Source organism: Planococcus sp. SE5232, from assembly GCF_050686535.1.
In the GTDB taxonomy this organism is placed as follows: domain Bacteria; phylum Bacillota; class Bacilli; order Bacillales_A; family Planococcaceae; genus Planococcus.
Map to the genome: position 1 here is coordinate 828845 of NZ_JBOGCP010000001.1, position 26975 is coordinate 855819.

A 26975-nucleotide genomic window follows, 5' to 3' on the forward strand; every position below is an offset into this window, starting at 1 on the left:
CGTAATGGATTTGCACTTTACAGATGAACAACTTATGATGCGCAACATGGTGCGAGATTTCGCGAAAGAGGAGATTACACCGTTTATCGAAAACATGGAAAACGGCGAATTTCCAACAGCTATTCTGAAGAAAATGGGCGAGCTTGGATTGATGGGCATAACGGCACCGGAAAAATACGGCGGCTCGGAAATGGATTTTACTTCTTATATCACAGCTATCCATGAACTATCAAAAGCGAGCGGTGTGGTTGGGGTTATCTTATCAGTCCACACGTCTGTCGGCACCAACCCGATCCTTAATTTCGGATCACAGCAGCAAATCGAAAAATACGTACCAAAACTGGCGAGCGGGGAATATCTGGGCGCTTTTTGCCTGACAGAACCTTCGGCAGGATCGGATGCAGCCAGCCTTAAGACAAAAGCTGTGCTGGACGGCGATGATTATGTCATGAACGGCTCGAAAGTCTTTATCACCAATGGCGGCGAGGCCGATACGTATATCGTATTCGCGTCTACAAAACCTTCCGCAGGTTCTCGCGGAATCTCGGCTTTCATCGTTGAAAAGGATACGCCGGGCTTGATCATCGGAAAAAATGAAAAGAAAATGGGCCTTAATGGTTCGAAGACGGTCCAATTGACCTTCGAAAACATGCGGGTACCGGCTGAAAACCTGTTAGGCGAAGAAAATAAAGGATTCAGCATCGCGATGGCGAATTTGAATGTGGGACGGATCGGTATCGCGGCACAAGCGCTCGGCATCGCCGAAGCGGCATACGAGTATGCAGTCGCCTACGCCAAAGAGCGTGAGCAATTTGGAAAACCGATTGCACAGCAACAAGGCGTCGGCTTTAAACTGGCAGATATGGCGACGCAGGTGGAAGCAGCGAAACTGCTGGTCTACAACGCTGCGGACCTCTATTCCAAAGGCAAAGATTGCAATAAACAGGCTTCCATGGCGAAACTTTTCGCGTCGAAAGCCGCAATGGATGTGACGATTGAAGCTATCCAGGTTTTCGGTGGCTACGGCTACACGAAAGATTATCCAGTCGAGCGCCTGTTCCGCGACGCAAAAGTGACCGAAATTTACGAAGGCACCAGCGAGATTCAACGCATCGTCATCAGTAAACAACTAATCAAGTAATTAATTGGAGGAATGGAAAATGAATTTTCAACTGTCTGAAGAACACGAAATGATCCGCAAAATGGTAAGAGATTTCGCTAACAAAGAAGTGGCGCCAACCGCGGAAGAACGCGACGAAGAAGAGCGCTTTGACCGTGAAATTTTCGACAAAATGGCTGAACTGGGCCTGACAGGAATTCCATGGCCGGAAGAATACGGCGGAATCGGTTCGGATTATTTGGCGTATTGCATCGCAGTTGAAGAATTGTCCCGTGTTTGCGCGTCAACGGGAGTTACATTATCTGCACATACTTCACTTGCCGGATGGCCGGTTTACACATTCGGAACAGAAGAGCAAAAGCAAAAATACCTTCGCCCGATGGCTGAAGGCACAAAAATTGGTGCATACGGCTTAACAGAACCGGCTTCAGGATCAGATGCGGGCGCGATGCGCACTTCTGCAAAAGAAGATGGCGATCATTATGTGCTGAACGGTTCGAAGATCTTCATCACCAATGGCGGCATTGCGGATATCTATATCGTATTCGCGGTAACGGATCCGGAATCGAAACATAAAGGCACGACAGCATTCATCGTTGAAAAAGATTTCGAAGGCTTTTCGGTCGGCAAAAAAGAACGCAAGCTCGGCATTCGTTCAAGTCCGACAACAGAAATCATTTTCGATAACTGCCGTGTACCGAAAGAAAACGTTTTGGGCGAGCTTGGCCAAGGGTTCAAGATCGCGATGCAGACGCTTGACGGCGGACGCAACGGCATCGCAGCACAGGCTGTGGGCATCGCACAAGGCGCGCTTGACGCATCAATCGACTATGCCAAAGAGCGTGAGCAATTCGGAAAGCCGATTTTAGTAAACCAAGGGGTTTCATTCAAATTGGCGGATATGGCGACTTCGATCGAAGCTTCCCGCCTGTTGACTTACCAGGCAGCTTGGTTGGAATCAAATAAATTATCCTACAGCAAAGAGTCGGCGATGGCGAAATTGATGGCCGGCGATACAGCTATGAAAGTGACAGTCGAAGCGGTTCAAGTATTTGGCGGCTACGGCTACACGAAAGATTATCCGGTCGAACGCTATATGCGCGACGCGAAAATTACGCAAATTTACGAAGGCACGCAGGAAGTCCAGCGTCTGGTTATTTCCCGGATGGTCACGAAATAAGCGGAGGGTTGCCTTATGAACAAAAAGCGTGAGATTGAGTCCTCCGTGAAAGACGAAAGCCTGATTGAAAAGCGCCGCGAACAAATGATTCGCGGGGCTGTCACGCTTTTTAAAGAAAAAGGCTTTCACCGGACGACGACGCGGGAAATTGCAAAAGCAGCCGGTTTCAGCATCGGTACGTTATACGAATACATCCGGACCAAAGAAGATGTGCTGTATCTCGTCTGTGACTCCATCTACGATGAAGTGCACACGCGTCTGGACCGGCTCGATATCGAACAGGGCTCGGTCAGCGTATTGGTGACGGCGATCGAACATTATTACACATTGATCGACGATATGCAGGATGAATTCGTGGTCATGTACCAGGAATCCAAATCCTTGCCGAAAGACGCATTAAGCTACGTGTTGAAGAAAGAACTTGAAATGGTGGCGATTTTCGAGCGCCTGTTGACGCAATGCGTCGACAACGGGGAAATCAAGATGACTCCGGAAGAAGTGGTCATGGCTTCCCATCATTTATTCGTCCAGGGACAGATGTGGGCTTTCAGACGGTGGGCGTTAAACGATTTCACCATCCAACAATTTATCGACATGCAAACCAAATTTCTTTTGCAGGGGATGGCAGGGGAAAACATCTCAATACAGGGGGCTTGATCATAATGGCTACAATCGAAGAAACGAAAACCTATCAGCCAAAAAACCATATCCGCTTTGTCACAGCTTCCAGTCTGTTTGACGGCCATGACGCGTCCATCAACATCATGCGCCGGATTCTGCAGGCGAGCGGTGCCGAAGTAATTCACTTGGGCCATAACCGTTCGGTTGAAGAAGTGGTCAATGCCGCGATCCAGGAAGATGTCCAGGGGATCTGCATTTCGTCCTATCAGGGCGGCCACATGGAATACTTCAAGTATATGCACGACTTGCTTCAGGAAAAAGGCGCTTCGCAGATCCGCATTTACGGCGGAGGCGGAGGCGTTATTTTGCCGCGCGAAATCAAAGAGCTTGAAGAATACGGCATTGCCGGTATTTTCTCGCCGGAAGACGGCCGCAAAAAAGGCCTCCAGGGCATGATTACGGAAATTGTGGAAGAATGTGATTTCTCGACGGCGAAACCGGATGTGAAGGTTGAAAACCTGTCAGCCGATGAGCCGGTTGTGTTGGCCCACGTCATCACAGCAGCGGAAGAAGCCCACACGCGCGATACCGATACCGACGATTTGTTGAGAGCGGTTCGGGAACAGACGAAAAACACGCCGGTTCTTGGCATCACAGGAACAGGCGGAGCCGGTAAAAGTTCATTGACGGATGAATTGATTCGCCGCTTCCTGTCTGAACTGCCGGACAAGAAAATCGCGATTCTTTCAATAGACCCGACCAAGCAAAAAACGGGCGGTGCACTTCTTGGTGACCGGATTCGCATGAACGCCATCTTCAACAAACGCGTCTTTATGAGAAGTCTGGCAACGCGTGGTTCACGCTCTGAGTTGTCTGGGGCCATTGGCGACGTGTTGGATGTCGTGAAAGCGGCCGACTTTGACTTAATCATCGTTGAAACGAGCGGAATTGGCCAGGGAGATGCGGAAATCGCTAATTTCTCGGACATTTCCATGTACGTCATGACCAGCGAATTCGGTGCGCCTTCACAGCTTGAGAAAATCGATATGATCGATTATGCCGATTTGATTGTCATCAATAAATTCGAACGCAGCGGTTCGCAGGATGCGCTTCGCCAAGTGCAGAAGCAGTATCAGCGCAGCCACCTGCTGTGGGACAAAGACCTGGACGAAATGCCGGTCTACGGGACAATCGCCAGCCAGTTCAATGATAAAGGGACCAATTCCCTGTTTGCTGCATTAGTGGCTACGGTCAATGAAAAAGTCGGAACCGACTGGGAAACGGATTACGATAAATTCGTCAAAACCCAGAAAGAGAATCTGATCATTCCAAATGACCGCCGCTATTATTTGCGCGAGCTGACGGACACAGTCCGCGGCTATCATGCTAAAGCTAAAGAACAATCCGCCTTTGCGCGCCGCCTGTTCCAATTGGAAGGCGCCATCGAAGCGGTAAAAGAAAAAGCGCCGGATGATGCATTGGTCGCTTCGCTCGAATCGCTGGCTGACGGCGTCCGTGATGAACTGACTGCTGAATCCAAACGCATTCTCGCGAACTGGGATGCATTGAAGGAAATGTATGCTGGCGACGAATTCGTCACATCGGTCCGCGACAAGGAAATCCGTACGATCCTGCGTACAGAAAGCCTGTCAGGCATCAAAGTGCCGCGCGTCGTATTGCCGAAATTCGTCGATTACGGCGAAATCCTGTCGTGGGTCTATGCCGAGAACGTTCCGGGTTCATTCCCTTATACAGCAGGGGTATTCCCGTTCAAACGGGCTGGAGAAGATCCAAAGCGCCAGTTTGCCGGCGAAGGAACACCGGAACGCACCAATCGCCGCTTCCATTATTTATCGAAAGATGATGATGCAAAACGTTTGTCGACAGCATTTGACTCGGTAACGCTTTATGGCGAAGACCCGGATCACCGTCCGGACATTTACGGAAAAGTCGGAGAGTCGGGCGTGTCGATCTGTACGCTTGATGATATGAAGAAGCTGTACGCAGGGTTCGACCTGTGTGCACCATCGACATCCGTCTCCATGACGATCAACGGACCGGCGCCGATCATTTTGGCGATGTTCATGAACACAGCCATCGATCAGCAGGTCAAGTTGAACGAAGAAAAGCTGGGTCGCACATTGACGGTCGAAGAGTTCACGGAAGTCCGTGAAAGCACGCTGCAAGTTGTGCGCGGAACCGTGCAAGCCGATATCCTGAAAGAAGACCAAGGGCAGAACACCTGCATCTTCTCGACCGAGTTTGCGCTTCGCATGATGGGTGATATCCAGCAATACTTTATCGACCACAAAGTCCGCAACTATTACTCTGTATCGATTTCGGGCTACCACATTGCCGAAGCCGGCGCGAATCCGATTTCCCAATTGGCGTTTACGCTGTCCAACGGTTTCACGTACGTGGAATATTATTTGAGCCGCGGCATGAACATCGATGACTTTGCGCCGAACCTGTCGTTCTTCTTCTCGAACGGGCTGGATCCGGAATATACCGTCATCGGACGTGTAGCACGCCGCATCTGGGCAGTCGTCATGCGCGATAAATATGGCGCCAATGAACGCAGCCAGAAACTGAAATACCATGTCCAGACTTCAGGGCGCAGCCTTCACGCGCAGGAAATCGACTTCAACGATATCCGCACGACATTGCAGGCCTTGATGGCGCTGCAGGACAACTGCAACTCGCTGCACACCAATGCCTATGATGAAGCGATCACGACGCCAACGGAAGAATCGGTCCGCCGCGCAATGGCGATCCAGATGATCATCACCAAAGAGCATGGCCTGTCGAAAAACGAGAACCCGCTGCAAGGCGCGTTCATCATTGAAGAAATGACACAATTGGTGGAAGAAGCGGTGCTGACTGAGTTTGACCGCATCAACGACCGCGGAGGCGTCCTGGGCGCGATGGAAACACAATACCAGCGCGGCAAAATCCAGGAAGAGTCCATGCATTACGAAATGAAGAAACATACAGGCGAATTGCCGATCATTGGCGTCAACACTTACCTGAACCCGAATCCGCAATCGGACGACGACATCAACGCGATGGAAATCGCCCGCGCCACAGTGGAAGAAAAAGAAACACAAATCAACAACCTGCGCGCCTTCCAGGAACGCAACGACTCAACCGAAGCCTTGGAGCGCCTCAAGCAGGCAGCCAAGACCGGCGGCAACATCTTCGAAGAGCTGATGGAAACTGTAAAAGTCGCAAGCCTCGGCCAAATCACAACAGCCTTGTACGAAGTCGGCGGGCAGTATAGACGGAATATGTAGTGGGAAAAGTGGATCCGCCCATGAAAGCCCCGACAGGCTTAAGGCGACTTGGCGAAGCGGCGTGTTTTCAGCCGCACAGCCGAGTTGACTTAAGACCCCGAGGGGCTGGGCGGAGGAGCTGGACAAGGAAAAGCGGAAGCAGCCGTTTTGCTCCGATAGGCGTAAGAGGGTTTGGCGAAGCGGCGTGTTTTCAGCCGCACAGCCAAGGCAGCTTACGACCCGAGGATCAGGCTGGTGGAGCTGGACAAGGAAAAGCGGAAGCAGCCGTTTTGCTCCGATAGGCGTAAGAGGGTTTGGCGAAGCGGCGTGTTTTCAGCCGCACAGCCAAGGCAGCTTACGACCCGAGGATCAGGCTGGTGGAGCTGGACAAGGAAAAGCGGAAGCAGCCGTTTTGCTCCGATAGGCGTAAGAGGGTTTGGCGAAGCGGCGTGTTTTCAGCCGCACAGCCAAGGCAGCTTACGACCCGAGGAGCAGGCTGGTGGAGCTGGACAAGGAAAAGCGGATCCGCCCACGAAATCAAGGTTTGGATAAAGAAAAACTGTATAAAACACGATAAAAGTAAGCGGAATCCGTCTTCCAACGGATTTCGCTTACTTTTTTTGGCGAAAAAGCGAGATGGATTTAATTTGTGGGCGTTCAGAAAGATTTATGGGCGCTCAGAGGAATTTGTGGGCGTTCAAACAGATTTGTGGTCGTTCACGGGAATTTATGGGCGCTCAAAAAAATTTATGGTCGTTCGGCTGAGTTAAGACCTAAGAGCCAGATGGATGAAAGTACGAAAGAAGGCGAAAACCCGTCAAAAGACGGGTTTATCACCTTTTTTGAGAAGAAAAAGAAAAGAGAGATCTAACTTGCAGGCTGAGACACTGGATTTTCGTTGATTTTAAGTAGGTTATGCACGTTCAGCAGGAAATACGCATGCTCAGAAAAAAATATGCACGCTCAAGAAAAAATACGCACAAACAGCAGGAAAACGGAAAAGGAAATATGATAAAAAGAAATTAAATCTAGTATCTTATTTATAAAAGAAAATATTTCCAAAAAGTTAACCCGTAACAATCCCTCACTATACACGCCAATTCGATATCCCTGCTCTTTTTCTGTATAATAGAAGAATACGCACCGCAGAAACCAAGAAGGATGGATCCTATGCGCAAAGCTATCCACTACATAATCATCACAATCTGTGTCATACTGATTTTCTTCCTGTACAATAAAGCTTTGGGATCAATTCCATTTATGATTCTGGCGCTCTATTTGTTTTATTTTGGATGGAGACAAATAGATCCGAGAAAAAAGAAAACACGGTAGCGGAGACTAGGTAGTTTGTATATAATGAATTAAGTTACGAAAGAAGAAGGGACGTGCACGGAATGAAAATTCGTGAATTATCTAAAGAAGAACTGATAGAAGAGTCATTCGTTGACTTGACATATGCAATGCTGGAAGAAACACACGAAACAAGAACTTACGCAGAATTGGTTGCGGAAATTGAAAAATTGCTGAATTTGTCTAAAGAAGAAATGAAAGATCGTCTTGTGCAGTTCTATACTGACCTGAATATTGACGGCCGCTTTTTGATTTTGGGCGAAAACCGCTGGGGCCTTCGCGAATGGTATCCGGTTGAACAGATTGAAGAAGAGTCGGCACCGACTGTTAAAGCACGTAAAAAGAAAGCCAAAGTGGCTGACGATGAAGGCTTTGACGATTTGGACGAATTGGCATTGGAAGATGAATTGGAGTTTGAGGACTTCGGTGAAGACGACGATGACGATGATGACGAGGATGAAGTGGTTAAATCACCGGTGGAAGTGGAAGTTCTGGATTTCGATGCGGATGACGACGACGAAGAAGACGTTGACGTTCTGGTTGAAGACCTTGACGGCAACATCATCGATGATGAAGACGACGACGAGGACGACGATGAAGAAGATGACTTGAAGTAATCTGAACATTTTTTCACCTTGACTTATGAGGCTAGACTGGATAAGATTTTACTGGGCTCCTTAAAATAGGAGAGATGATTCGTACAGTTTACGCGCTCCCCCTGCATATGCAGCAGGTGGAGCGCTTTTTATTTTTACCATTCGAGGAGGAAGCAGGCATGACGAAGTATATATTTGTAACCGGTGGGGTTGTATCATCACTAGGTAAAGGGATTGTAGCCGCATCGTTAGGGCGTTTATTGAAAAACAGAGGGTTGAATGTAACGATTCAAAAATTCGATCCGTACATCAATATCGACCCTGGAACAATGAGTCCGTATCAGCACGGAGAAGTTTTCGTGACAGATGACGGCGCAGAAACAGATTTGGATCTTGGCCATTACGAACGTTTCATCGATATTAATTTAAACAAATACTCAAACGTAACAACCGGGAAAGTCTACTCGACCGTTATTCAAAAAGAACGCCGCGGCGATTACTTGGGCGGAACGGTTCAAGTTATTCCACATATCACAAACGAAATCAAAGACCGTCTATTGCGCGCTGCCAAAACAGCGAAAGCGGACGTAGTCATCACGGAAATCGGCGGAACCGTAGGCGATATCGAATCATTGCCATTCCTCGAAGCAATTCGCCAAATGCGTTCTGATCTTGGGCGCGATGAAGTGATGTACGTCCACTGTACCTTGATTCCGTATCTTGGAGCAGCTAAGGAAATGAAAACAAAACCGACACAGCATAGTGTAAAAGAACTTCGCAGCCTCGGCATTCAGCCAAACCTGATCGTCGTGCGTACAGAACACCCAGTGCCACAGGACATGAAGGACAAGATTGCATTGTTCTGCGACATTAAGCCGGAAGAAGTAATCGAATCACGCGATGTTGACGTGATCTACGAAATGCCGCTTCGCCTTCAGGAGCAGCATATGGACCAAATCGTCCTTGATCATTTCGGGATCGAAGCGCCTGAAGCGAACATGACGGAATGGAATACGCTGGTCGATAAAGTAAAATCGCTTAAAAACAGCGTACGCATCGGCCTTGTCGGAAAATATGTAGAATTGCAGGATGCTTATATTTCTGTAGTGGAAGCCTTGAAGCATGCTGGTTTCGCATTTGATTCTGAAATCGAAGTGGATTGGATCAACGCTGAACACATCAATGCCGACAATGTTGCAGAAAAATTGAAAGATTGTGATGGGATCCTGGTTCCAGGTGGTTTCGGCGACCGTGGAGTTGAAGGGAAAATCGCGGCTACTCAATTCGCACGCGAAAACAATGTACCGTTCTTCGGTATTTGCCTGGGCATGCAATTGGCATCTGTCGAATTCGGCCGCAACACCATGAACCTGGAAGGCGCACATTCTTCTGAATTGAACGCTAAAACACCATACCCAGTCATTGATTTATTGCCTGAACAAAAAGACATCGAAGACTTGGGCGGAACACTTCGTCTTGGCTTGTATCCGGCGAAACTTGAAAAAGGTTCGAAAGCGCATGAGGCTTATGGAGAAGAATTGGTTTACGAAAGACATCGCCACCGTTACGAGTTCAACAATGAATACCGTGAAGCTTTCGAGAATGCCGGATTCAAATTTACAGGCACCAGCCCGGATGGCCGCCTGGTGGAAATTATTGAAGTTGCTGACCACCCATGGTTCGTGGCATGCCAATTCCACCCGGAGTTCATTTCACGACCGAACCGTCCGCAGCCATTGTTCCGTGAATTTGTAAAAGCATCCATTGCCAATAAATAAATGGCAAAAGCCTTCCCTGAAAATGGGAAGGCTTTTTGCATAAATTTATTCATTCAAAAGTTGGTCAATCTGTTGCTTGACCGCATAATAAAGATAGAGCGCGGCCATGGCGTGTGGAACTAACAGGGGCAAGCCGTCGTCCTGTAACAGGGTGCCTTCGTGGCTGCTTAAGGGAAGGAAGACGTCAGCCAATTCACTTTCGTCTGAATGGGATGCGACAAACGCGAATGGAATGCCGGCGTCTGCTAACCTCCCGGCAAGTTCATCCCCCTCATTATTCGGTGCCAGAATCCAGACGCGGTCGGTACTGGTGACGATGCTTGCCGGCGACCACTCGGCTGCAGCAATCAACGGCACTTCGCTATGCAATGCTGCGGCAACCACAGCTTTCATTTCACCAAAGGCTGCGATGAAGATGGTCCCTTCCGCAACGGCGGCCTGTGCCAAAACACCGGCAATGCCGTCAATGGCAGGCTGCTGATTGGACAGGCGCTCAAACAATCGGGTCAATTGTGCAGTTAATGGATCCATAAAACTCACCTCGTGAAAAAAGTATAGCAGATAAAGGAGTGGTTCTTCTTGAAAACCATTTTAATTGTCGATGACCAGCCAGGAATCCGGCTGTTGTTGAAAGAAGTATTCAGCAAAGAAGGATACCACGCGATTACAGCGGGAAGCGGAAAAGAAGCACTTGAAAAAGTGCAGGAAGTTTGTCCGGATCTGGTGCTGTTGGATATGAAAATCCCCGGTATGGATGGCATTGAGATCCTTAAGCGCTTGAAGAAAAACCAGTCGGCTGTTCATGTCATCATGATGACGGCTTACGGTGAACTTGACCTCATTAAGGAATCCATGAACTGGGGAGCGGAACGTTATTTCACTAAGCCTTTTGATGTCTTCGAAGTGCGTGACGCCGTTAAGCAGTTATTAGAAGAGTAAACAACGAAGAAGTAGCGTAAGTACTGGGTTTTTGATATAGTATAAAGGATATTCGCTTTAAACATTGCTGAGGAGGAATTCTAAATGCCATTGGTTTCAATGAAAGAAATGATGATAAAAGGAAAACAAGAAGGATATGCAATCGGTCAATTCAATTTAAACAACTTGGAGTTCACACAAGCTATTCTTCAAGCCGCACAAGAAGAGAATTCTCCCGTCATTTGCGGAGTTTCTGAAGGTGCAGCCCGTTACATGGGTGGATTTACGACAGTTGTTAATATTGTCAAAGGATTGATGCATGATTATAAAATTACCGTTCCCGTGGCGATTCATTTGGATCACGGTTCAAGCTTTGAAAAATGTAAGGAAGCGATTGATGCTGGATTCACTTCAGTTATGATCGACGCCTCCCATCATCCTTTTGAAGAAAACATTGAAATCACGAAACAAGTCGTAGAATATGCACGGAAGCACAATGTTTCCGTTGAAGCGGAATTAGGAACTGTCGGTGGACAGGAAGATGACATCATTGCAGATGGCGTGATTTATGCAGATCCTCAGGAATGCAAACAGATGGTTGAACAAACCGGAATCGATTGCCTGGCCCCTGCTCTAGGTTCGGTCCACGGTCCTTATAAAGGAGAACCGAATTTAGGCTTCGAAGAAATGGAAGAAATTTCTCAGCAGTGTGACGTGCCGCTTGTATTGCACGGCGGAACAGGCATTCCTTTAAAGGATATTCAACGTTCTGTTTCACTTGGCACATCGAAAATCAATGTCAACACGGAAAGCCAGATTACATCGGCTCAAGCAGTCCGCGACAAATTGAACAGCGATCCGGATGTCTATGATCCCCGCAAATACCTGGGACCAGCCCGCGACGCAATCAAAAAGACGGTAATCGGCAAAATGCGTGAATTTGGAAGTTCAGGAAAAGCATAATAAGAGACAAAAAAAGATGGGAGAGAAGTGTCCACAAGGCGCCTTCTCTTTTTCCCGTCATACTGGAGGAAAAAAACCATGAAATTTTTCATCGACACAGCAAACTTTGACGAAATTAAAGAAGCACATGCCTGGGGTATCCTATCGGGTGTTACAACCAACCCATCATTGGTTGCAAAAGAAAAGAATGTTTCATTCCATGACCGCCTGAAAGAAATCGCTGCACTTGTTGACGGTTCAATCAGTGGCGAAGTCATCTCACTTGATGCAGAAGGCATGATTAAAGAAGGCCGTGAACTTGCAGACCTTGCTCCGAATATTACGGTTAAATTGCCGATGACTCCAGACGGTTTGAAAGCTTGCTCGGTTCTTGCTTCAGAAGGCAAAAAAGTCAATGTCACATTGATTTTCAGTGCCAACCAAGCATTGCTTGCAGCACGTGCAGGGGCGTCTTACGTATCACCGTTCCTTGGACGCCTTGACGATATCGGACATAACGGAATGGACTTGATCGCAACAATCGCAGAGATTTTCGCCATCCATGACATTTCTTCAGAAATCATCGCTGCTTCAATCCGTCACCCGCAGCACGTTACAGAAGCTGCTTTGAATGGTGCACATATTGCCACTATGCCGATTAAAGTTATGCACCAGATGTTTAAACACCCGCTGACAGATCAAGGAATCGAAGCATTCCTGGCTGACTGGGAAAAACGTTCAGTGGAAGACGGCGTAAAATAAAGAGAACAGTGGATTTCCCCGTTTGAAAAGCGGGATAGACTAAAATTGTGATCGGCATCTAGTCCAAAGGCCGAAGCAATGGAACTTTTCGGACGAAACGAACTGTCCGAAAGGGAGAAAAAGGAGAAATTTAATGGATGTTTATAAAATAAAGGGCGGCAAACGCCTTTCCGGAACAATTAAAGTCAATGGCGCTAAAAATAGTGCAGTAGCCTTGATTCCTGCATCGATTTTGGCGAATTCGCCAGTAACGATTGAGGGATTGCCGGGAATTTCCGACGCTTGGACACTGAAGAGTATTTTGGAAGAAATCGGCGGAGAAGTAACATTCGAAGACGGAACGATGAATATCGATCCGACAAAAATGATTGATATGCCTTTGCCGAACGGCAATGTGAAAAAGCTTCGTGCCTCCTACTACATGATGGGTGCGATGCTGGGCCGCTTCAAGCATGCAGCAATCGGCTTGCCGGGCGGCTGTTTCTTAGGCCCCCGTCCAATCGATCAGCACATCAAAGGCTTTGAAGCGTTAGGCGCAAAAGTGACGAACGAACATGGCGCCATTTATTTGCGTGCAGATGAACTTCGTGGAGCTAAAATTTACCTGGATGTTGTCAGTGTCGGCGCAACAATAAACATTATGCTCGCAGCTGTAATGGCTAAAGGGCAGACGACGATTGAAAATGCGGCAAAAGAACCGGAAATTATTGATGTAGCGACTTTATTGACCAATATGGGCGCGAAAATCAAAGGAGCCGGAACAAATGTCATCCGTATCGATGGCGTGGAAGAATTGCACGGCACCAATCATACGATCATTCCTGACCGCATCGAAGCCGGAACTTTCATGATTATGGCTGCTGCTATAGGGGATGGCGTCACGATCGATAACGTGATTCCTTTCCATATGGAAGCATTGACTGCCAAATTGCGTGAAATGGGCGTTGATGTTCAGGAAGGCGAAGAATCGATTTATATTCCAAAATCCGTTGATTTGCATGCAATCGATGTAAAAACCCTGGTCTATCCAGGCTTTGCGACAGATCTTCAACAGCCGTTCTCTGTGCTGATGACTCAGGCCCAAGGAGCTTCGATGATTACAGATACCATCTACTCGGCACGCTTCAAGCATATCGACGAACTTCGCCGGATGAATGCGAGCGGGCGGGTGGAAGGAAGAGCGGCGATTATTACCGGTCCGACTCCGCTGACATCGGCAACTGTCGTTGCATCCGACTTGCGGGCAGGAGCGGCATTGGTCATTGCAGGATTATTGGCGGAAGGCGAAACGGAAATCCGTGAAATCTATCATATTGAACGGGGCTATTCGTCCATCATCGAAAAACTGCAGGGCCTCGGCGCTGATATCCGGAGAGAGACCATCGATCCGGTGGCAAGCATGAAGTCCGACCTTAGCCAAGACGCGAATTGACTCTCTTTTAGCGTAAAAATATGTGCTACAATAATGAAGACATAGCGTTATAGCTGAACGGGAGGAACTGATAGTATGGAACGAAGTCTATCGATGGAATTAGTGCGTATCACTGAAGCGGCAGCAATTGCTGCTTCAAAATGGATGGGCCGCGGCATGAAGATTGAAGCGGATGATGCAGCGACCACTGCAATGAGAACGGTATTTGATACCATTCCGATGCGTGGTGTTGTCGTCATCGGTGAAGGTGAGATGGATGAAGCTCCTATGCTGTATATCGGTGAAGAACTGGGGACTGGCAATGGTCCGGAAGTGGACGTTGCAGTAGATCCTTTAGAAGGAACAAATATTGTCGCTGCAGGCGGCTGGAATGCTTTGGCAGTTTTGGCGATTGCAGATCGCGGCAACCTTCTGAATGCTCCTGATATGTATATGGAGAAAATAGCGGTTGGGCCGGAATCAGTGGGCAAAATCGACATCAACGCGCCAGTCATCGACAACCTTCGTGCAGTGGCGAAAGCCAAGAACAAGAACATCGAAGACGTCGTGGCCACCATTATGAACCGTCCTCGCCACCAGGAGATCATTGATCAGATCCGTGCAGCGGGAGCCCGCATCAAATTGATTGATGACGGCGATGTTGCCGGTGCAATCAATACTGCATTCGATCAAACTGGTGTCGACATCCTATTCGGAACTGGTGGAGCACCCGAGGGTGTCATCGCTGCAGTCGGCTTAAAATGCCTGGGCGGCGAGATCCAGGGGAAACTGGTTCCACAGAACGAAGAAGAAGCGCAGCGCTGCATCGATATGGGCCTTGACGTAAGTAAAGTCCTGATGATGGATGACCTAGTCAAAGGCGATGATGCCATTTTTGCGGCAACAGGCGTCACAGACGGCGAACTATTAAAAGGCGTCCAGCTGAAAGGCGGTTTCGCCGAAAGCCATACATTGGTCATGCGTGCGAAATCCGGAACCATCCGCTTTATCGAAGGGCGTCACAGCCTGCAGAAAAAGCCGAATCTTGTAATGAACGATTAACGATCCTACTTCATAAAATGAGTCCGGCAACTTGCCGGACTTCTTCTTTACGATCTTCTCAATCATTCACTGCTGATCCTCAAATCTTATAAGTTGAATCAAAAAATTTTTTTTGCATATCGCTTAGCCCGAGTCCGCGAAAATTTATTGCATTCATTCAACTTATCTACAAAAAATAATACGAATAAGAGTGGTGTCCGATACATGGCAACGATAACGATCTCCGCATTGGAGAACATGACATTAAAAGAACTTTATAATTTAGCAAAAGAATACAAACTGAGCAATTACAGCAAGCTGACCAAAAAGGAACTGATTTTTGCGATTTTGAAAACACGTGCGGAACAGGAAGGTTTCTTCTTTATGGAAGGTGTTTTGGAGATTATTCAATCGGAGGGTTTTGGTTTCCTGCGTCCGATCAACTATTCACCGAGTTCACAGGACATCTATATCTCCGCTTCCCAAATCCGCCGTTTTGATTTGAGAAATGGCGATAAAGTATCCGGGAAAGTGCGTCCGCCGAAAGAAAACGAACGTTATTTCGGCTTGCTTCAAGTGGAAGCGGTAAACGGCGAAGATCCGGAAGTGGCAAAAGAACGCGTCCATTTCCCAGGGCTGACGCCGCTTTATCCAGACCGCCATATCCGCCTGGAAACGACACCTGCGCATTTATCGACGCGCATTATGGATTTGGTTGCGCCTGTCGGATTTGGCCAGCGCGGTTTGATCGTGGCACCGCCGAAAGCAGGGAAAACGATGCTGCTGAAAGAAATCGCCAATTCGATTACGACCAATCATCCGGAAGCGGAATTGATTGTGCTGTTGATTGATGAGCGTCCGGAAGAAGTGACGGATATCGAGCGTTCCGTGGATGCCGATGTCGTGTCGTCAACTTTCGATGAAGTGCCTGAAAATCATGTTAAGGTTGCTGAATTGGTTCTTGAACGCGCGATGCGCCTTGTTGAACACAAACGTGATGTTGTCATTTTGATGGATTCCATCACGCGTCTGGCACGAGCATATAATTTGGTTATTCCGCCAAGTGGCCGTACACTATCTGGAGGGATAGACCCAGCAGCTTTCCACCGGCCGAAACGCTTTTTCGGAGCTGCCCGCAATATCGAAGAAGGCGGCAGTTTGACTATTTTAGCGACAGCTTTAGTAGAGACCGGATCACGTATGGATGAAGTCATTTACGAGGAATTTAAAGGGACAGGCAATATGGAATTGCATCTTGACCGTTCTTTGGCTGAGCGCCGTATTTTCCCTGCACTTGATATTCGCCGTTCCGGAACACGCAAAGAGGAATTGCTGATCGAACCGAAGCAGCTTGAAAAGCTTTGGTCCATCCGGAAAACCTTCTCGGATTCACATGACTTCGGCGAACGTTTCCTGAAAAAAATGAACCAAACGGATACCAATGAAGAATTCTTTGAACAATTGGCTACGGAAATGAAGACCCACCGAAGCAATAAGAAGATGATTTAATTGCTTGCAAATGGTACGGGGATTTGTTATGATTATGAGAGTGAATCAAAGCAAAGCTATTGCATATACGGTCTGAAGAACCGTGTAAGGCAATAGTAAAATAGAGTAAACTCTGTTCCAGATGGTTCAGGGCGAGAGGAGAAAATTACAATGAAAACAGGTATTCATCCAGATTACAAACAAGCTACAGTAACTTGCTCATGTGGGAACTCTTTCACAACTGGTTCTGTAAAAGAAAACATCAGCGTTGAGCTTTGCTCTGAATGTCATCCATTCTACACTGGACGTCAGAAATTCGCATCAGCAGATGGCCGCGTAGATCGTTTCAACAAGAAATACGGCCTAAAAGAAGAAATCAACGAGTAAATAAAAATATACCTGCCTAGCGCGAAAACGCCTGGCGGGTATTTTTTTTTCGCCTTCTATCTGAAAAACACCTTACATATTTCAAAAAACAGCAAGCAATCGCATGATTTTTGGTATGATAAAGAAAAACTTCATCTATATAAGTTGAACTAAAGAATCCTCGTAAATAAGCCGCTTCGGCGCTTTGGGTAGAGCAAAGACGATTGCTCCTGCGCAAGCTCGTCGCCAATGAGGTCCCAGGAATGCCTGGTCCCTCATTGGCTCCCACAATAAGCCGAGAAGACCACTCGTCTTATTGCTCCGCTCGGCATTCGCCTGCTCCTGTGCCGCGCCGGCGTTAAAGAAATCTCTAGAGATATGGAGCAAAACAGCTATGCTATATCCCTATCGATAGCGTAGCTTTAAAAACCGTGCTCCTTCGTGCTGCGCACTACGTCGCAAAGACATTGTCCTCGCAAGCTACGGCTAATGTCTTCGGAGCTGTTTTGCGGAATATCGGCTACTATAGTTAGTTGAGTTCAATTTATATAATTAGGAAGGGCTTCATATTTCTATAAACATTCGTGCATGAAAAAACAACCAAGAGTTCGAAAGGGGTCTCACCTATGTATGTCATGAAACAAACTGGATGGGTCGAATTGATCTGCGGCAGCATGTTTTCCGGGAAATCAGAAGAATTGATCCGCCGTGTCCGTCGTTCCCAATTCGCCAAACAAAAAATCGCTGTCTTTAAACCGAAAATCGACGACCGTTACAGCAAAGAAGCGGTCGTTTCCCATAATGGTGCAACTGTGATTGCCCTGCCGATTTCCCGTTCAACCGAAATGTGGGAGTACATTACCGATGAATTTGATGTCATTGCCATAGATGAAGCCCAATTTTTTGATGAAGACATCATCGAAAATGTCCAGAAGCTTGCAAATCATGGTTTCCGGGTAATCGTGGCAGGGCTGGACCAGGATTTCAGAGGCCGCCCGTTCGGCCCGATGCCGGCATTATTGGCAATCGCCGAACAAGTGACGAAACTTCAAGCTGTCTGCACCGTTTGCGGTTCTCCCGCAAGCCGCACCCAGCGACTGATCGACGGAAAGCCTGCAGGATCGGATGACCCGACAATCCTGGTAGGTGCATCAGAAGCCTACGAACCACGCTGCCGCCATCACCACGAAGTACCGGCAGGCGTTACCGTTAAGTGAATAGAGTATAAATATTGAGATGGTTTTGAAGAAATTGCTACAGGCGGACGCTTTCCGCGGGTACGGCCTCTGCCGCTTCCCTCGCTGTGCTCAGTCCAGTGGCTCCAGCTCGCGCTATTTCCGCAGGAAGCGAGTCAGGCTGTGCCTGACTCGTTTGCAACGAAGCTAGCGTAGCGATGCAGGAGCAGATCTTTGCCCTTCGCCAACTTCCGCTCTTCCTTCTAAGAGTCATGTGAACAATTATGTAAAGTGAAACTCCATTTAAAAATTACAGTAGACTTATCATTAAATCATTAGTGAAGATTTTGATTATTAACGTCATTTATTAAGATATGGAGCAAACCAGTGGAGACTCCCACGGGATAGCGAAGTGCCGAAATCCACTCGGGCGTATAGCCCGAGTTAGTTCGGCGCAAGCCCGTAGGAAAGCGGAGCTGGTTTGCGGAATTTCAAATCAACAACAACAAAAAAATAGAACTCGAGGTGACACCCATGTTTGATCGTTTACAATCAGTGGAAGATAGATATGACCGTTTAAATGAATTATTGAGCGACCCGGATATCATCAGCGACAATAATAAACTTCGCGAATACTCCAAAGAACAATCCGACCTTCAGGAAACAGTCGAAACTTACCGCGAATACAAAGAGTTGACTGCGCAATTGGCAGAAGCGAAAGCCATGTTCGATGATAAGATGGATGCGGATATGCGCGAAATGGTCAAAGAAGAAGTCAATGAATTGGAAGGGCAGATTACTGTAGTTGAAGAGCGCCTTCACAAATTGTTGATTCCAAAAGATCCAAACGACGACAAGAACGTAATCATGGAAATTCGTGGAGCAGCGGGCGGAGACGAAGCGGCTTTGTTTGCTGGTGACCTATACCGCATGTATACACGTTTTGCCGAATCTAATGGCTGGAAAGTCCAAGTCATGGATTCAAACCCGACCGGCCTTGGCGGATTCAAGGAAATCGTCTTTATGGTTACAGGAAAAGGCGCTTATTCAAAATTGAAATACGAAAATGGCGCACATCGCGTACAGCGGGTTCCGGAAACGGAATCGGGCGGCCGGATTCATACCTCTACTGCAACGGTGGCGTGTTTGCCGGAAGTTGAAGAAGTGGAAGTTGATATACATGAAAACGACATCCGCACAGATACCTATGCATCTTCCGGAGCTGGTGGACAATCGGTCAACACGACGATGTCAGCTGTCCGCCTGACGCATCTTCCGACGAATACAGTGGTAACCTGCCAGGATGAAAAATCACAGATCAAAAACAAAGCGAGTGCGATGAAAGTATTGCGTGCCCGCGTCTATGAAAAATTCCAGCAGGAAGCACAAGCTGAATACGACGCAGTCCGCAAATCCGCAGTTGGAACAGGTGACCGTTCTGAACGGATCCGGACTTATAACTTCCCTCAAAACCGTGTTACAGATCACCGCATTGGCTTAACGATCCAGAAATTGGACCAGATTTTGCAGGGGAAAATGGATGAAATCATCGATGCCTTGATTGTGGAAGAGCAGTCTGCGCGCATGGAAAGCCTGAACAATGACCAAGCTTAAGTATGTTTATGAGGCCCTCAAGAGGGCTTCTTCTTATTTACAGGAGAACGGTCGCGAAGAAGGAGCGGCACGCATTCTTCTTCAACATGAAATGGGCCTGTCGTATTCGAGTTTGATTTCTTCGATGCGTGATGAAATCAGTGAACAGCAATTTGAAAGGTTTTGGGCGAATATCGAATCGCATGCCAAAGGAATTCCAGTCCAGCATTTGACGGGAAGCGAAGAGTTCTACGGAAGAAACTTTCTGGTGAATTCGGATGTATTGATTCCGCGTCCGGAAACAGAAGAGTTAATAGAAGAAACACTGCAGCTGATTGATCGCCATCTATCGAAAAAAGAACTGGCAATCGCCGATATTGGAACGGGCAGTGGCATTATCGCGATTACGCTGAAATGTGAATTGCCTGATGCACAGGTTGTAGCGACGGATATTTCACAAAAGGCACTGGATATGGCAGCGAAAAATGCTGAACGTTTAAATGCCGACATCGATTTTCGGCTGGGGGATCTGGCTGAACCGATTGAAGGCGAAAAATGGGATGTACTATTGTCCAATCCGCCGTACATCGCTTATGCTGAAGCCCCTGGATTGTCGGACAGTGTCCGCGATTTCGAACCGCATCATGCGTTGTTTGCCGACAATGAAGGCTTGGCTCTTTATGAAAAGATGGCGAAGCAATTTCCGAAGATGCTCAATAAACCAGGCATCATCGGTTTCGAAATAGGTTATCAACAGGGAAAAGCAGTTGAAAAAATGCTGAAAGACGCTTTTCCGGATGCTTTAGTCTATAGTAAAAAAGATATCAACAAAAACGATCGAATGGTTTTTGCGTTAATAGACTAACTTATGCACAAAATACCCACAATTCGGTGGAGTTTATCCACTGATTGTGGATAGAAAGGTGAAAAACCTTTAAAAATAGGAGTTGTTCATGTGAAAACGGAAATTATTTTTGTGGATAATAATGTGGACGAAGAAGAAAGTTATGCACAGGCTGTGGAAATCCTCCTTTCCGGTGAAGTTGTCGCTTTTCCGACTGAAACCGTTTATGGGTTGGGCGCAGATGCCACCAATGCGGAGGCTGTAGGCAGAATTTTTGAAGCAAAAGGACGGCCAGCGGATAATCCATTGATTGTCCACGTTGATTCGAAAGAGACGGCACTGGAGTATGTACAGGAAGTTTCTCCGAAAGCGCTGCAATGTATGGATGCTTTCTGGCCTGGTGCATTAACGCTGATCATGCAGGAGAGACCGGGAGCATTCGCAAAAAACGTTACTGCCGACCTTGAAACGGTCGGCATCCGTGTGCCGAATCATCCGGTTGCCTTAAGTTTGTTGCGCAAGCTTCAATTGCCTTTGGCTGCTCCGAGTGCCAACACCAGCGGCAAGCCCAGTCCGACTTTGGCTGAGCATGTCTATCATGATATGGAAGGCAGAATTCCGCTGATCCTGGACGGTGGCGCTACGGAAATCGGCATTGAGTCCACAGTTTTGGATACGACCTGCGAACCGCCTGTCATTTTGCGTCCTGGGAAAGTCTCGAAAGAGCAGATCGAAGGAGTGATTGGAACAGTTCGAACCTCGTCCGGAAACAAAAACAATGTTCCAAAATCACCGGGAATGAAATACATGCATTATGCACCAACTGCCCCTTTATATTTAATTGAAAACGAAGAGGGATTGATTGAAAAAGCAATTGACTACATTCAGGAAAAAGGAAAAACGGTTGCTGTTCTCAGCAAAACCGAGTACCCTGCAGCTGATTTCAATTTTCCACTGTCGATGGAAAGCCTGTATGCCAGTTTGCGGAAATGTGATTCAACGGATGCTGATTTGATTTTGGCATCGGTTGAACCCGGATTGCAGGAGAATGATGCCTTGATGAACAGACTCGAAAAAGCGGCGGACCATAAGTGGTTCAGCTGAATCGCTGAAAGGAGATGCTGTATGAGAATTCTTTTTGTCTGTACAGGCAATACATGCCGAAGTCCGATGGCTGAAGCCATCTTGTCAGCCCGGAACCTGCCGGAAATCGAAGCTCGTTCTGCCGGTATTTATGCCGGAGTCGCGCCTCTCTCTAAAAATGCCCAAGCTGTACTGGAGCAGCAGCAAATTTCTTTTGCGCACATCTCAAAGCCGCTTGATGTGGAAGATATGCAATGGGCCGAACTGATTTTAACCATGACTTCCTCCCATAAAGTGACGCTTATGCAGGCATATCCTGAAGTGGCGACAAAGCTCTATACGCTGAAGGAATTTACGGAAGGCTCGACAGAAGATATCAGTGATCCCTATGGCGGGCCACTGGCACTTTACGAGCAGACTTTCCAGGAACTTAAGCATTTGATTGATAAATTAATCGATAAAGTCAACTGAATGAAAAAGACAGGCAGGCCTTTCGAGGCTGTGCCTGTCTTTTTTGCGTAAAAATGTTAGAATTGATTAAAAGCGTAATCGAAATTCGCATAATTCGACATTGGCGCTTTTGCTGAACAATAAATTTGATTTCAAGAAAAGAGGGTATATCATGAGAGTGGCAATTTCATCAGATCACGGCGGCAATAACCTGCGTAAAGAAATCGTTAACCTAATGAACGAAATTGGTATCGAATATCAGGATTTTGGACCACATACAGACGATTCGGTCGACTATCCGGATTATGCAAAGCCGGTGGCTGATCGCGTAGCGAGCGGAGAATTTGATCGCGGTATTCTGATTTGCGGCACCGGCATCGGCATGTCCATTTCTGCGAATAAAGTCAAAGGAATCCGTTGTGCACTTGTCCATGATGTGTTCAGTGCAAAAGCGACCAGAGGGCACAACGATTCAAATATTTTAGCAATGGGTGAGCGCGTCATTGGCCCAGGGCTTGCACGTGAAATCGCCCAAACTTGGCTGACAGAGGAATTTGAAGGCGGCAGACACGGCAAGCGGATCCAAAAAATTACTGACCTCGAAAAATAAGGAGGAGTCGGCATGCAAACTTTATGGCAATTGCAACTTGAAGAGGTTTTAAGTGAATTGGAGCAGCAGATCGAGTTCAGGAAAGGCCAAGTGTTTGTAGTCGGCTGTTCGACATCAGAGGTAGCAGGAAAAAGGATTGGAACAGGCGGCGGATTGGATATTGCCGAAAGTCTGTTTGAACCTTTGGAGAAATTCGCGTCACGCCATCACTTGTTTTTGGCATTTCAAGGTTGTGAGCATATCAACCGTGCATTGACGGTGGAGCGGCAGGCAGCCATCAAATATGGCTGGGAACCTGTTTCGGTTATTCCGGTTGCAAAAGCGGGCGGTTCGATGAGTGCCTATGCATTCAGCAATATGGCCGATCCAGTTGTAGTGGAAGAGATTCAGGCTCATGCAGGAATCGACATTGGACAAACGATGATCGGTATGCATTTGAAAAGAGTTGCCGTTCCTCTCCGAACTTCTGTTAAACTAGTAGGTGAAGCGATTGTAGCAGCTGCAACAACACGGCCGAAATTGATCGGCGGTGAACGTGCGAGCTATGATCGTGAGCTTGTTCAATCACGGGAGGGATATACAGATGGAATTGATTAAGTCGCAAGACCCAGCAGTATATGAAGCGATGAACGCAGAAAAAGGAAGACAGGAAGCGAATATCGAATTGATCGCTTCTGAAAACTTTGTCTCACAAGCCGTAATGGATGCACAAGGATCAGTATTGACCAACAAATACGCAGAAGGCTATCCGGGCAAACGCTATTACGGAGGCTGCGAATTTGTGGACGTTGTTGAAAACATTGCCCGCGACCGCCTGAAGGAAATTTTTGGCGGCGACCATGCGAACGTTCAACCGCATTCCGGATCACAGGCCAATATGGCAGTCTATACAGCAGTTTTGGAAAAAGGCGATACAATCCTTGGGATGAACCTTAATCATGGCGGCCACTTAACACATGGCAGTAAAGTGAATTTCAGCGGCATGCAGTATAATTTTGTTGAGTACGGCGTTACAGAAGAAGAACAATTGGTCGATTATGAAGCAGTTCGCCAGGCAGCATTGGAACACAAACCGAAAATGATCGTTGCTGGAGCAAGTGCTTATTCGCGCAAATTGGATTTCGCTAAATTCCGTGAAATCGCTGACGAAGTCGGAGCATACCTGATGGTCGACATGGCACACATTGCCGGTCTGGTCGCTACTGGAGCTCATCCTAACCCTGTCCCTCATGCCCATTTTGTTACATCGACTACGCATAAGACACTTCGCGGACCACGCGGCGGGTTGATTCTCTGCAATGAGGAATTTGCGAAAAAAATCGATAAAACCATTTTTCCTGGAATTCAAGGCGGCCCACTTATGCACGTAATCGCAGCCAAAGCTGTGGCATTCGGTGAAGCGTTGCAGCCGGAATTCAAAACCTATATTGAACAAGTCGTGAAAAACGCCCATGCACTTGCTGAAGGCTTAATCGCTGAAGGCGTGGATATCGTTTCAGGCGGAACAGACAATCACTTACTGTTGCTGGATCTTCGCTCGTTGAATCTGACAGGCAAAGTTGCAGAACATGTACTGGATGAAGTCGGTATTACGACAAACAAAAATACCATTCCTTTCGACCCGGAAAGCCCATTTGTCACTTCCGGCGTCCGTCTTGGAACAGCTGCCGTCACATCTCGTGGCTTTAAAGAAGCGGACATGAAAGAAATTGCTTCAATCATGGCAATGCTTCTGAAAAACCCGGAAGACGAATCAGTGAAAAAAGATGCTGCAGAACGTACAGCCAAATTGACTGCTGCGCATCCTTTATATAAATAAGTTCATACAGCTGCCGGGTTAATGCTTGGCAGCTTTATTTTTTCCATAAATAAATGGGGAAGTTTGTTTGCGTATTGCCTAAATCAGGAATAATACCTATTACATACAATTATTTCAGTTAATAAGATTTCGGTAGGTCCTATCGGCCGAAGCGTCGGGGAAGAATGGATGTATTGCTTTTAATCTATACATAGAGCTGTTTACAGGGGGGACGCGTCGTATGCACACGCATGAATTGAAGAGAGATAAAAAGGTGATCATGGAGTGGCTGCGCCGTCTGGGTGTTGAATTCCATACCTCATTTTTGATTGTGAATTCGGAAATGGAAGATCAGCCTGTCGTCTATGCTAATGACGCCTTCTACAAAATGATCGGTTATAACGAAAAAGAAACTCTGGGACGCAATGGGCGTTTCCTGCATGGTGAAAAAACGTCTGAAGAAGCAAGTGAAAAAATACGTTGCTGCGTGGAAGCGGGCGAAAGCGGTATTGTCGAAATCGTAAACTACCGGAAAAACGGCACGCCTTTTTGGAATGAGATCACTGTCCAGCCCTTGTCATTTCCGGAGAAGAATTTCAAATTCACGTTGATGCTGCAACATGACATCACCGACCGCAAACGTGCAGAAGCTTTGATTAAACTTCAAAAAGAGACCTATAATGGAATCGAAAAGGGCTATATGCTCAGCATGCTGCTGCAGAATGTCTGTACTACTGCCGAATCATTCTTTATTGATGGGGCAAAATGTACGGTGTTATTGATTGACGACACAGAACTTTATAAAATCGGTGCGGCCAGTTCCATGCCAAAGAGTTTTCAGGAAGCAATCAACGGACTGCTGGTTGAAGAAGATATCGGAACATGCGGAGCGGCTTTCCATCGGCAGCAGCCGGTGGTTGTCGAGGACATGACTACGGACTATCTATGGCGAAATCACCAGCAATTGGTGGAAAACTATAACTTGGTGTCAAGCTGGTCAATTCCGATCTACAGCGTTGAAGGAATGCCAATCGGCACATTCGGCATGTACTTTCCTGCAGCACTGTCACCGCATGAAAAAGATTTGGCTTTCATGGAGGAAGTTGCTTCGATTGCTTCACTCGCGATCAAATACTCCCGCCAACATGAAGAGGTTCTTCGACTGGCCTATACCGATGAAAATACGGACTTGCCCAATCGCAATTATTTCAGAAATGAAATGATGGAAATGCTGAAGGAAGGCAAGGAAGGGTTTGTGGCATTCGTGTCCACAGACGAATATGTCAAAGTGGTCGATCAATATGGCCATAGTGCCGGAGATACCATTATGCGTGAAATTGGCAAGCGGATGATGCTGGCGCAGAATTCCTCGGATAATTTAATTGCCCGGTTCTCAGACTCTACATTGGCTATGTACAGCATGACACCTTTCACAAAAATCCCGGATTACCTGGAACATCTTCTGCAAGGGTTGGTCGAACCTGTTGCAGTCGGTGATATGGAATTGTTCCTGACCTTGAAAATGGGCGTTGCCATCGTAACGCCTCATCAGGTTGACTCCGAAGAGATAATCCGCTGTGCCGACAGTGCATTATCCCAGGCAAAGCTCCGTACTGGTGAGTCCATCTGCTATTTTGAAAGTGAATATGACGAATTCATGATGAAGGATCTGCGCGTGGCCAATGAATTGACAGCAGCGATCAGACGCAATGAGGTGGGGGTTCACCTGCAGCCGAAAGTTGATTTGAAAACCGGCGAGATTCTGAGCTTTGAAGCGCTGGCTCGCTGGACGTCGCCGGATCTCGGCACCATCCCGCCGGATGTCTTTATCCCTGCTGCTGAAAAAAATGGCAAAATCCGTTTGTTGGAACAAAGCGTTTTGAAGCAGGTGCTGGAATGGCTGAAAAAAAGAGTTGAGCATGGGCTGCAGATTCGCCAAGTGGCCATCAATATATCTGCAGATCATTTCTTCCATCATTCATTCGTTCCACATTTGATGGACATGACTGCTGAATATGGCATTGATCCACAATGGATTCAATTGGAGATTACGGAGCGTATCGGCTTTGTGGATATTGAAACGGCCAATAAAGTATTCAAGCACCTGAAACATTGCGGCTTCACGACTTCGATTGATGATTTCGGGACTGGTTACTCGTCGCTCAGCTATCTGCAGAAGCTGCCTGTCGAGGAACTGAAAATTGACCGGTCCTTCATTTCCAATATGGGGGAACCGGGAACATTGGCTATCATCCGAACTATCATCCAGCTGGCGGAAAATTTGGACATGCGTGCAGTTGCTGAAGGTGTGGAAACGGAAAAAGACCGCCAAACCCTGTTGAGGCTCGGCTGTAAAGTGGGGCAGGGGTATCTGTTCTACAAGCCTATGCCGCTCAGCGAAGCTTTCTTGTTATAGGGCATCTGAAGTGCCGGCAACCGGAACATTGCTTGAATTGGAACAACTAGAAAAGAGTTATAGAGATTTTGCGGAAAACCGGGGCAATATTTCCCGGTTTTTTCTTATGGGTAAATAAACCATGGGTGAAAATAACTGAATAATAGCAAAGCGGGATCTGG

24 protein-coding genes are annotated in these 26975 nt (G+C 47.3%); 23 read left to right on the top strand and 1 reads right to left on the bottom strand.

Annotated features, from left to right (window positions below; all coding sequences use genetic code 11):
- Positions 1-4 precede the first annotated feature (4 nt).
- The 7 genes from ACRC6Q_RS03985 to ACRC6Q_RS04015 all read left to right on the top strand — a co-directional run bounded on the left by ACRC6Q_RS03985 (position 5) and on the right by ACRC6Q_RS04015 (position 9917).
- A complete protein-coding gene (locus ACRC6Q_RS03985) occupies positions 5-1141 on the top strand; it encodes an acyl-CoA dehydrogenase (protein ID WP_223640245.1) in 1137 nt (378 codons plus the stop codon).
- 19 nt (positions 1142-1160) lie between these two features.
- Complete coding sequence (locus ACRC6Q_RS03990; RefSeq protein ID WP_223640259.1) at positions 1161-2300, top strand: acyl-CoA dehydrogenase; 1140 nt, start codon at positions 1161-1163, stop codon at positions 2298-2300.
- 15 nt (positions 2301-2315) lie between these two features.
- Positions 2316-2957, top strand: coding sequence for a TetR/AcrR family transcriptional regulator (locus tag ACRC6Q_RS03995; RefSeq protein ID WP_223640262.1), 642 nt, complete (start codon positions 2316-2318; stop codon positions 2955-2957).
- Positions 2958-2962: 5 nt separating this feature from the next.
- A complete protein-coding gene (gene icmF, locus ACRC6Q_RS04000; protein ID WP_431465859.1) occupies positions 2963-6214 on the top strand; it encodes a fused isobutyryl-CoA mutase/GTPase IcmF in 3252 nt (1083 codons plus the stop codon).
- 628 nt (positions 6215-6842) lie between these two features.
- The gene (locus tag ACRC6Q_RS04005; protein WP_223640268.1) at positions 6843-7064 is read left to right on the top strand and encodes a hypothetical protein; all 222 of its coding nucleotides are present in this window, start codon (positions 6843-6845) and stop codon (positions 7062-7064) included.
- 523 nt (positions 7065-7587) lie between these two features.
- On the top strand, positions 7588-8160 hold the full coding sequence (gene rpoE, locus ACRC6Q_RS04010; RefSeq protein ID WP_223640271.1) for a DNA-directed RNA polymerase subunit delta: 573 nt from the start codon (positions 7588-7590) through the stop codon (positions 8158-8160).
- Between the two features lie 158 nt (positions 8161-8318).
- Positions 8319-9917: a CTP synthase gene (locus ACRC6Q_RS04015; RefSeq protein ID WP_223640274.1), complete on the top strand. Its 1599-nt coding sequence runs from the start codon at positions 8319-8321 to the stop codon at positions 9915-9917.
- Between the two features lie 45 nt (positions 9918-9962).
- Here the strand turns inward: ACRC6Q_RS04015 and ACRC6Q_RS04020 are convergent, their stop codons facing one another.
- On the bottom strand, positions 9963-10448 hold the full coding sequence (locus ACRC6Q_RS04020) for a DUF2529 family protein (RefSeq protein ID WP_223640278.1): 486 nt from the start codon (positions 10446-10448) through the stop codon (positions 9963-9965).
- Between the two features lie 48 nt (positions 10449-10496).
- Between ACRC6Q_RS04020 and ACRC6Q_RS04025 the strand changes: the two genes are divergently transcribed.
- The 16 genes from ACRC6Q_RS04025 to ACRC6Q_RS04100 all read left to right on the top strand — a co-directional run bounded on the left by ACRC6Q_RS04025 (position 10497) and on the right by ACRC6Q_RS04100 (position 26814).
- Positions 10497-10856 (top strand): response regulator, encoded by a 360-nt coding sequence (locus ACRC6Q_RS04025; protein WP_223640281.1) that lies wholly within the window; start codon positions 10497-10499, stop codon positions 10854-10856.
- Between the two features lie 84 nt (positions 10857-10940).
- The gene (locus ACRC6Q_RS04030; RefSeq protein WP_223640284.1) at positions 10941-11798 is read left to right on the top strand and encodes a class II fructose-bisphosphate aldolase; all 858 of its coding nucleotides are present in this window, start codon (positions 10941-10943) and stop codon (positions 11796-11798) included.
- Between the two features lie 78 nt (positions 11799-11876).
- Complete coding sequence (gene fsa, locus ACRC6Q_RS04035) at positions 11877-12539, top strand: fructose-6-phosphate aldolase (protein ID WP_223640287.1); 663 nt, start codon at positions 11877-11879, stop codon at positions 12537-12539.
- A 133-nt stretch (positions 12540-12672) separates the two neighbouring features.
- The gene (locus tag ACRC6Q_RS04040; protein WP_223640290.1) at positions 12673-13971 is read left to right on the top strand and encodes a UDP-N-acetylglucosamine 1-carboxyvinyltransferase; all 1299 of its coding nucleotides are present in this window, start codon (positions 12673-12675) and stop codon (positions 13969-13971) included.
- A 75-nt stretch (positions 13972-14046) separates the two neighbouring features.
- The gene (gene glpX / locus ACRC6Q_RS04045; RefSeq protein WP_223640293.1) at positions 14047-15012 is read left to right on the top strand and encodes a class II fructose-bisphosphatase; all 966 of its coding nucleotides are present in this window, start codon (positions 14047-14049) and stop codon (positions 15010-15012) included.
- A 204-nt stretch (positions 15013-15216) separates the two neighbouring features.
- Positions 15217-16500, top strand: coding sequence for a transcription termination factor Rho (gene rho / locus ACRC6Q_RS04050; protein WP_223640296.1), 1284 nt, complete (start codon positions 15217-15219; stop codon positions 16498-16500).
- 150 nt (positions 16501-16650) lie between these two features.
- On the top strand, positions 16651-16866 hold the full coding sequence (gene rpmE, locus ACRC6Q_RS04055; RefSeq protein ID WP_006829249.1) for a 50S ribosomal protein L31: 216 nt from the start codon (positions 16651-16653) through the stop codon (positions 16864-16866).
- A 605-nt stretch (positions 16867-17471) separates the two neighbouring features.
- On the top strand, positions 17472-18062 hold the full coding sequence (locus tag ACRC6Q_RS04060) for a thymidine kinase (RefSeq protein WP_215100529.1): 591 nt from the start codon (positions 17472-17474) through the stop codon (positions 18060-18062).
- Between the two features lie 492 nt (positions 18063-18554).
- Entirely contained in the window at positions 18555-19634 is a 1080-nt protein-coding gene (gene prfA / locus ACRC6Q_RS04065; RefSeq protein ID WP_223640300.1) for a peptide chain release factor 1, read from the top strand.
- Complete coding sequence (prmC, locus tag ACRC6Q_RS04070; protein ID WP_431465860.1) at positions 19621-20478, top strand: peptide chain release factor N(5)-glutamine methyltransferase; 858 nt, start codon at positions 19621-19623, stop codon at positions 20476-20478. The genes prfA and prmC overlap by 14 nt, the downstream gene beginning before the upstream one ends.
- A gap of 90 nt (positions 20479-20568) precedes the next feature.
- Positions 20569-21561 (top strand): L-threonylcarbamoyladenylate synthase, encoded by a 993-nt coding sequence (locus ACRC6Q_RS04075; RefSeq protein ID WP_431465861.1) that lies wholly within the window; start codon positions 20569-20571, stop codon positions 21559-21561.
- Positions 21562-21582: 21 nt separating this feature from the next.
- A complete protein-coding gene (locus ACRC6Q_RS04080; RefSeq protein ID WP_223640309.1) occupies positions 21583-22011 on the top strand; it encodes a low molecular weight protein arginine phosphatase in 429 nt (142 codons plus the stop codon).
- Between the two features lie 151 nt (positions 22012-22162).
- The gene (gene rpiB, locus ACRC6Q_RS04085; protein ID WP_191713552.1) at positions 22163-22600 is read left to right on the top strand and encodes a ribose 5-phosphate isomerase B; all 438 of its coding nucleotides are present in this window, start codon (positions 22163-22165) and stop codon (positions 22598-22600) included.
- Positions 22601-22612: 12 nt separating this feature from the next.
- A complete protein-coding gene (locus ACRC6Q_RS04090) occupies positions 22613-23197 on the top strand; it encodes a TIGR01440 family protein (RefSeq protein WP_223640312.1) in 585 nt (194 codons plus the stop codon).
- Positions 23184-24419 carry a serine hydroxymethyltransferase gene (gene glyA / locus ACRC6Q_RS04095; RefSeq protein ID WP_223640315.1) on the top strand — a complete coding sequence of 412 codons (1236 nt, stop codon included), beginning with the start codon at positions 23184-23186 and terminating at the stop codon, positions 24417-24419. Before ACRC6Q_RS04090 ends, glyA begins: the two co-directional genes overlap by 14 nt.
- A gap of 220 nt (positions 24420-24639) precedes the next feature.
- Positions 24640-26814 carry a bifunctional diguanylate cyclase/phosphodiesterase gene (locus ACRC6Q_RS04100; protein WP_223640318.1) on the top strand — a complete coding sequence of 725 codons (2175 nt, stop codon included), beginning with the start codon at positions 24640-24642 and terminating at the stop codon, positions 26812-26814.
- Positions 26815-26975 lie beyond the last annotated feature (161 nt).

What these genes read in the sequence shown, in the direction of transcription:
- icmF (WP_431465859.1), top strand. Translation starts at nt 2,963, where the DNA reads ATGGCTACAATCGAAGAAACGAAAACCTATCAGCCAAAAAACCATATC.
- ACRC6Q_RS04030 (WP_223640284.1), top strand. Translation starts at nt 10,941, where the DNA reads ATGCCATTGGTTTCAATGAAAGAAATGATGATAAAAGGAAAACAAGAA.
- ACRC6Q_RS04020 (WP_223640278.1), bottom strand. Translation starts at nt 10,448, where the DNA reads ATGGATCCATTAACTGCACAATTGACCCGATTGTTTGAGCGCCTGTCC.
- ACRC6Q_RS04080 (WP_223640309.1), top strand. Translation starts at nt 21,583, where the DNA reads ATGAGAATTCTTTTTGTCTGTACAGGCAATACATGCCGAAGTCCGATG.
- prmC (WP_431465860.1), top strand. Translation starts at nt 19,621, where the DNA reads ATGACCAAGCTTAAGTATGTTTATGAGGCCCTCAAGAGGGCTTCTTCT.
- ACRC6Q_RS04060 (WP_215100529.1), top strand. Translation starts at nt 17,472, where the DNA reads ATGTATGTCATGAAACAAACTGGATGGGTCGAATTGATCTGCGGCAGC.
- rpoE (WP_223640271.1), top strand. Translation starts at nt 7,588, where the DNA reads ATGAAAATTCGTGAATTATCTAAAGAAGAACTGATAGAAGAGTCATTC.
- rpiB (WP_191713552.1), top strand. Translation starts at nt 22,163, where the DNA reads ATGAGAGTGGCAATTTCATCAGATCACGGCGGCAATAACCTGCGTAAA.
- rho (WP_223640296.1), top strand. Translation starts at nt 15,217, where the DNA reads ATGGCAACGATAACGATCTCCGCATTGGAGAACATGACATTAAAAGAA.
- prfA (WP_223640300.1), top strand. Translation starts at nt 18,555, where the DNA reads ATGTTTGATCGTTTACAATCAGTGGAAGATAGATATGACCGTTTAAAT.
- ACRC6Q_RS03985 (WP_223640245.1), top strand. Translation starts at nt 5, where the DNA reads ATGGATTTGCACTTTACAGATGAACAACTTATGATGCGCAACATGGTG.
- ACRC6Q_RS04040 (WP_223640290.1), top strand. Translation starts at nt 12,673, where the DNA reads ATGGATGTTTATAAAATAAAGGGCGGCAAACGCCTTTCCGGAACAATT.
- rpmE (WP_006829249.1), top strand. Translation starts at nt 16,651, where the DNA reads ATGAAAACAGGTATTCATCCAGATTACAAACAAGCTACAGTAACTTGC.
- ACRC6Q_RS04015 (WP_223640274.1), top strand. Translation starts at nt 8,319, where the DNA reads ATGACGAAGTATATATTTGTAACCGGTGGGGTTGTATCATCACTAGGT.
- fsa (WP_223640287.1), top strand. Translation starts at nt 11,877, where the DNA reads ATGAAATTTTTCATCGACACAGCAAACTTTGACGAAATTAAAGAAGCA.
- ACRC6Q_RS04090 (WP_223640312.1), top strand. Translation starts at nt 22,613, where the DNA reads ATGCAAACTTTATGGCAATTGCAACTTGAAGAGGTTTTAAGTGAATTG.
- ACRC6Q_RS03990 (WP_223640259.1), top strand. Translation starts at nt 1,161, where the DNA reads ATGAATTTTCAACTGTCTGAAGAACACGAAATGATCCGCAAAATGGTA.
- glyA (WP_223640315.1), top strand. Translation starts at nt 23,184, where the DNA reads ATGGAATTGATTAAGTCGCAAGACCCAGCAGTATATGAAGCGATGAAC.
- ACRC6Q_RS04100 (WP_223640318.1), top strand. Translation starts at nt 24,640, where the DNA reads ATGCACACGCATGAATTGAAGAGAGATAAAAAGGTGATCATGGAGTGG.
- glpX (WP_223640293.1), top strand. Translation starts at nt 14,047, where the DNA reads ATGGAACGAAGTCTATCGATGGAATTAGTGCGTATCACTGAAGCGGCA.
- ACRC6Q_RS03995 (WP_223640262.1), top strand. Translation starts at nt 2,316, where the DNA reads ATGAACAAAAAGCGTGAGATTGAGTCCTCCGTGAAAGACGAAAGCCTG.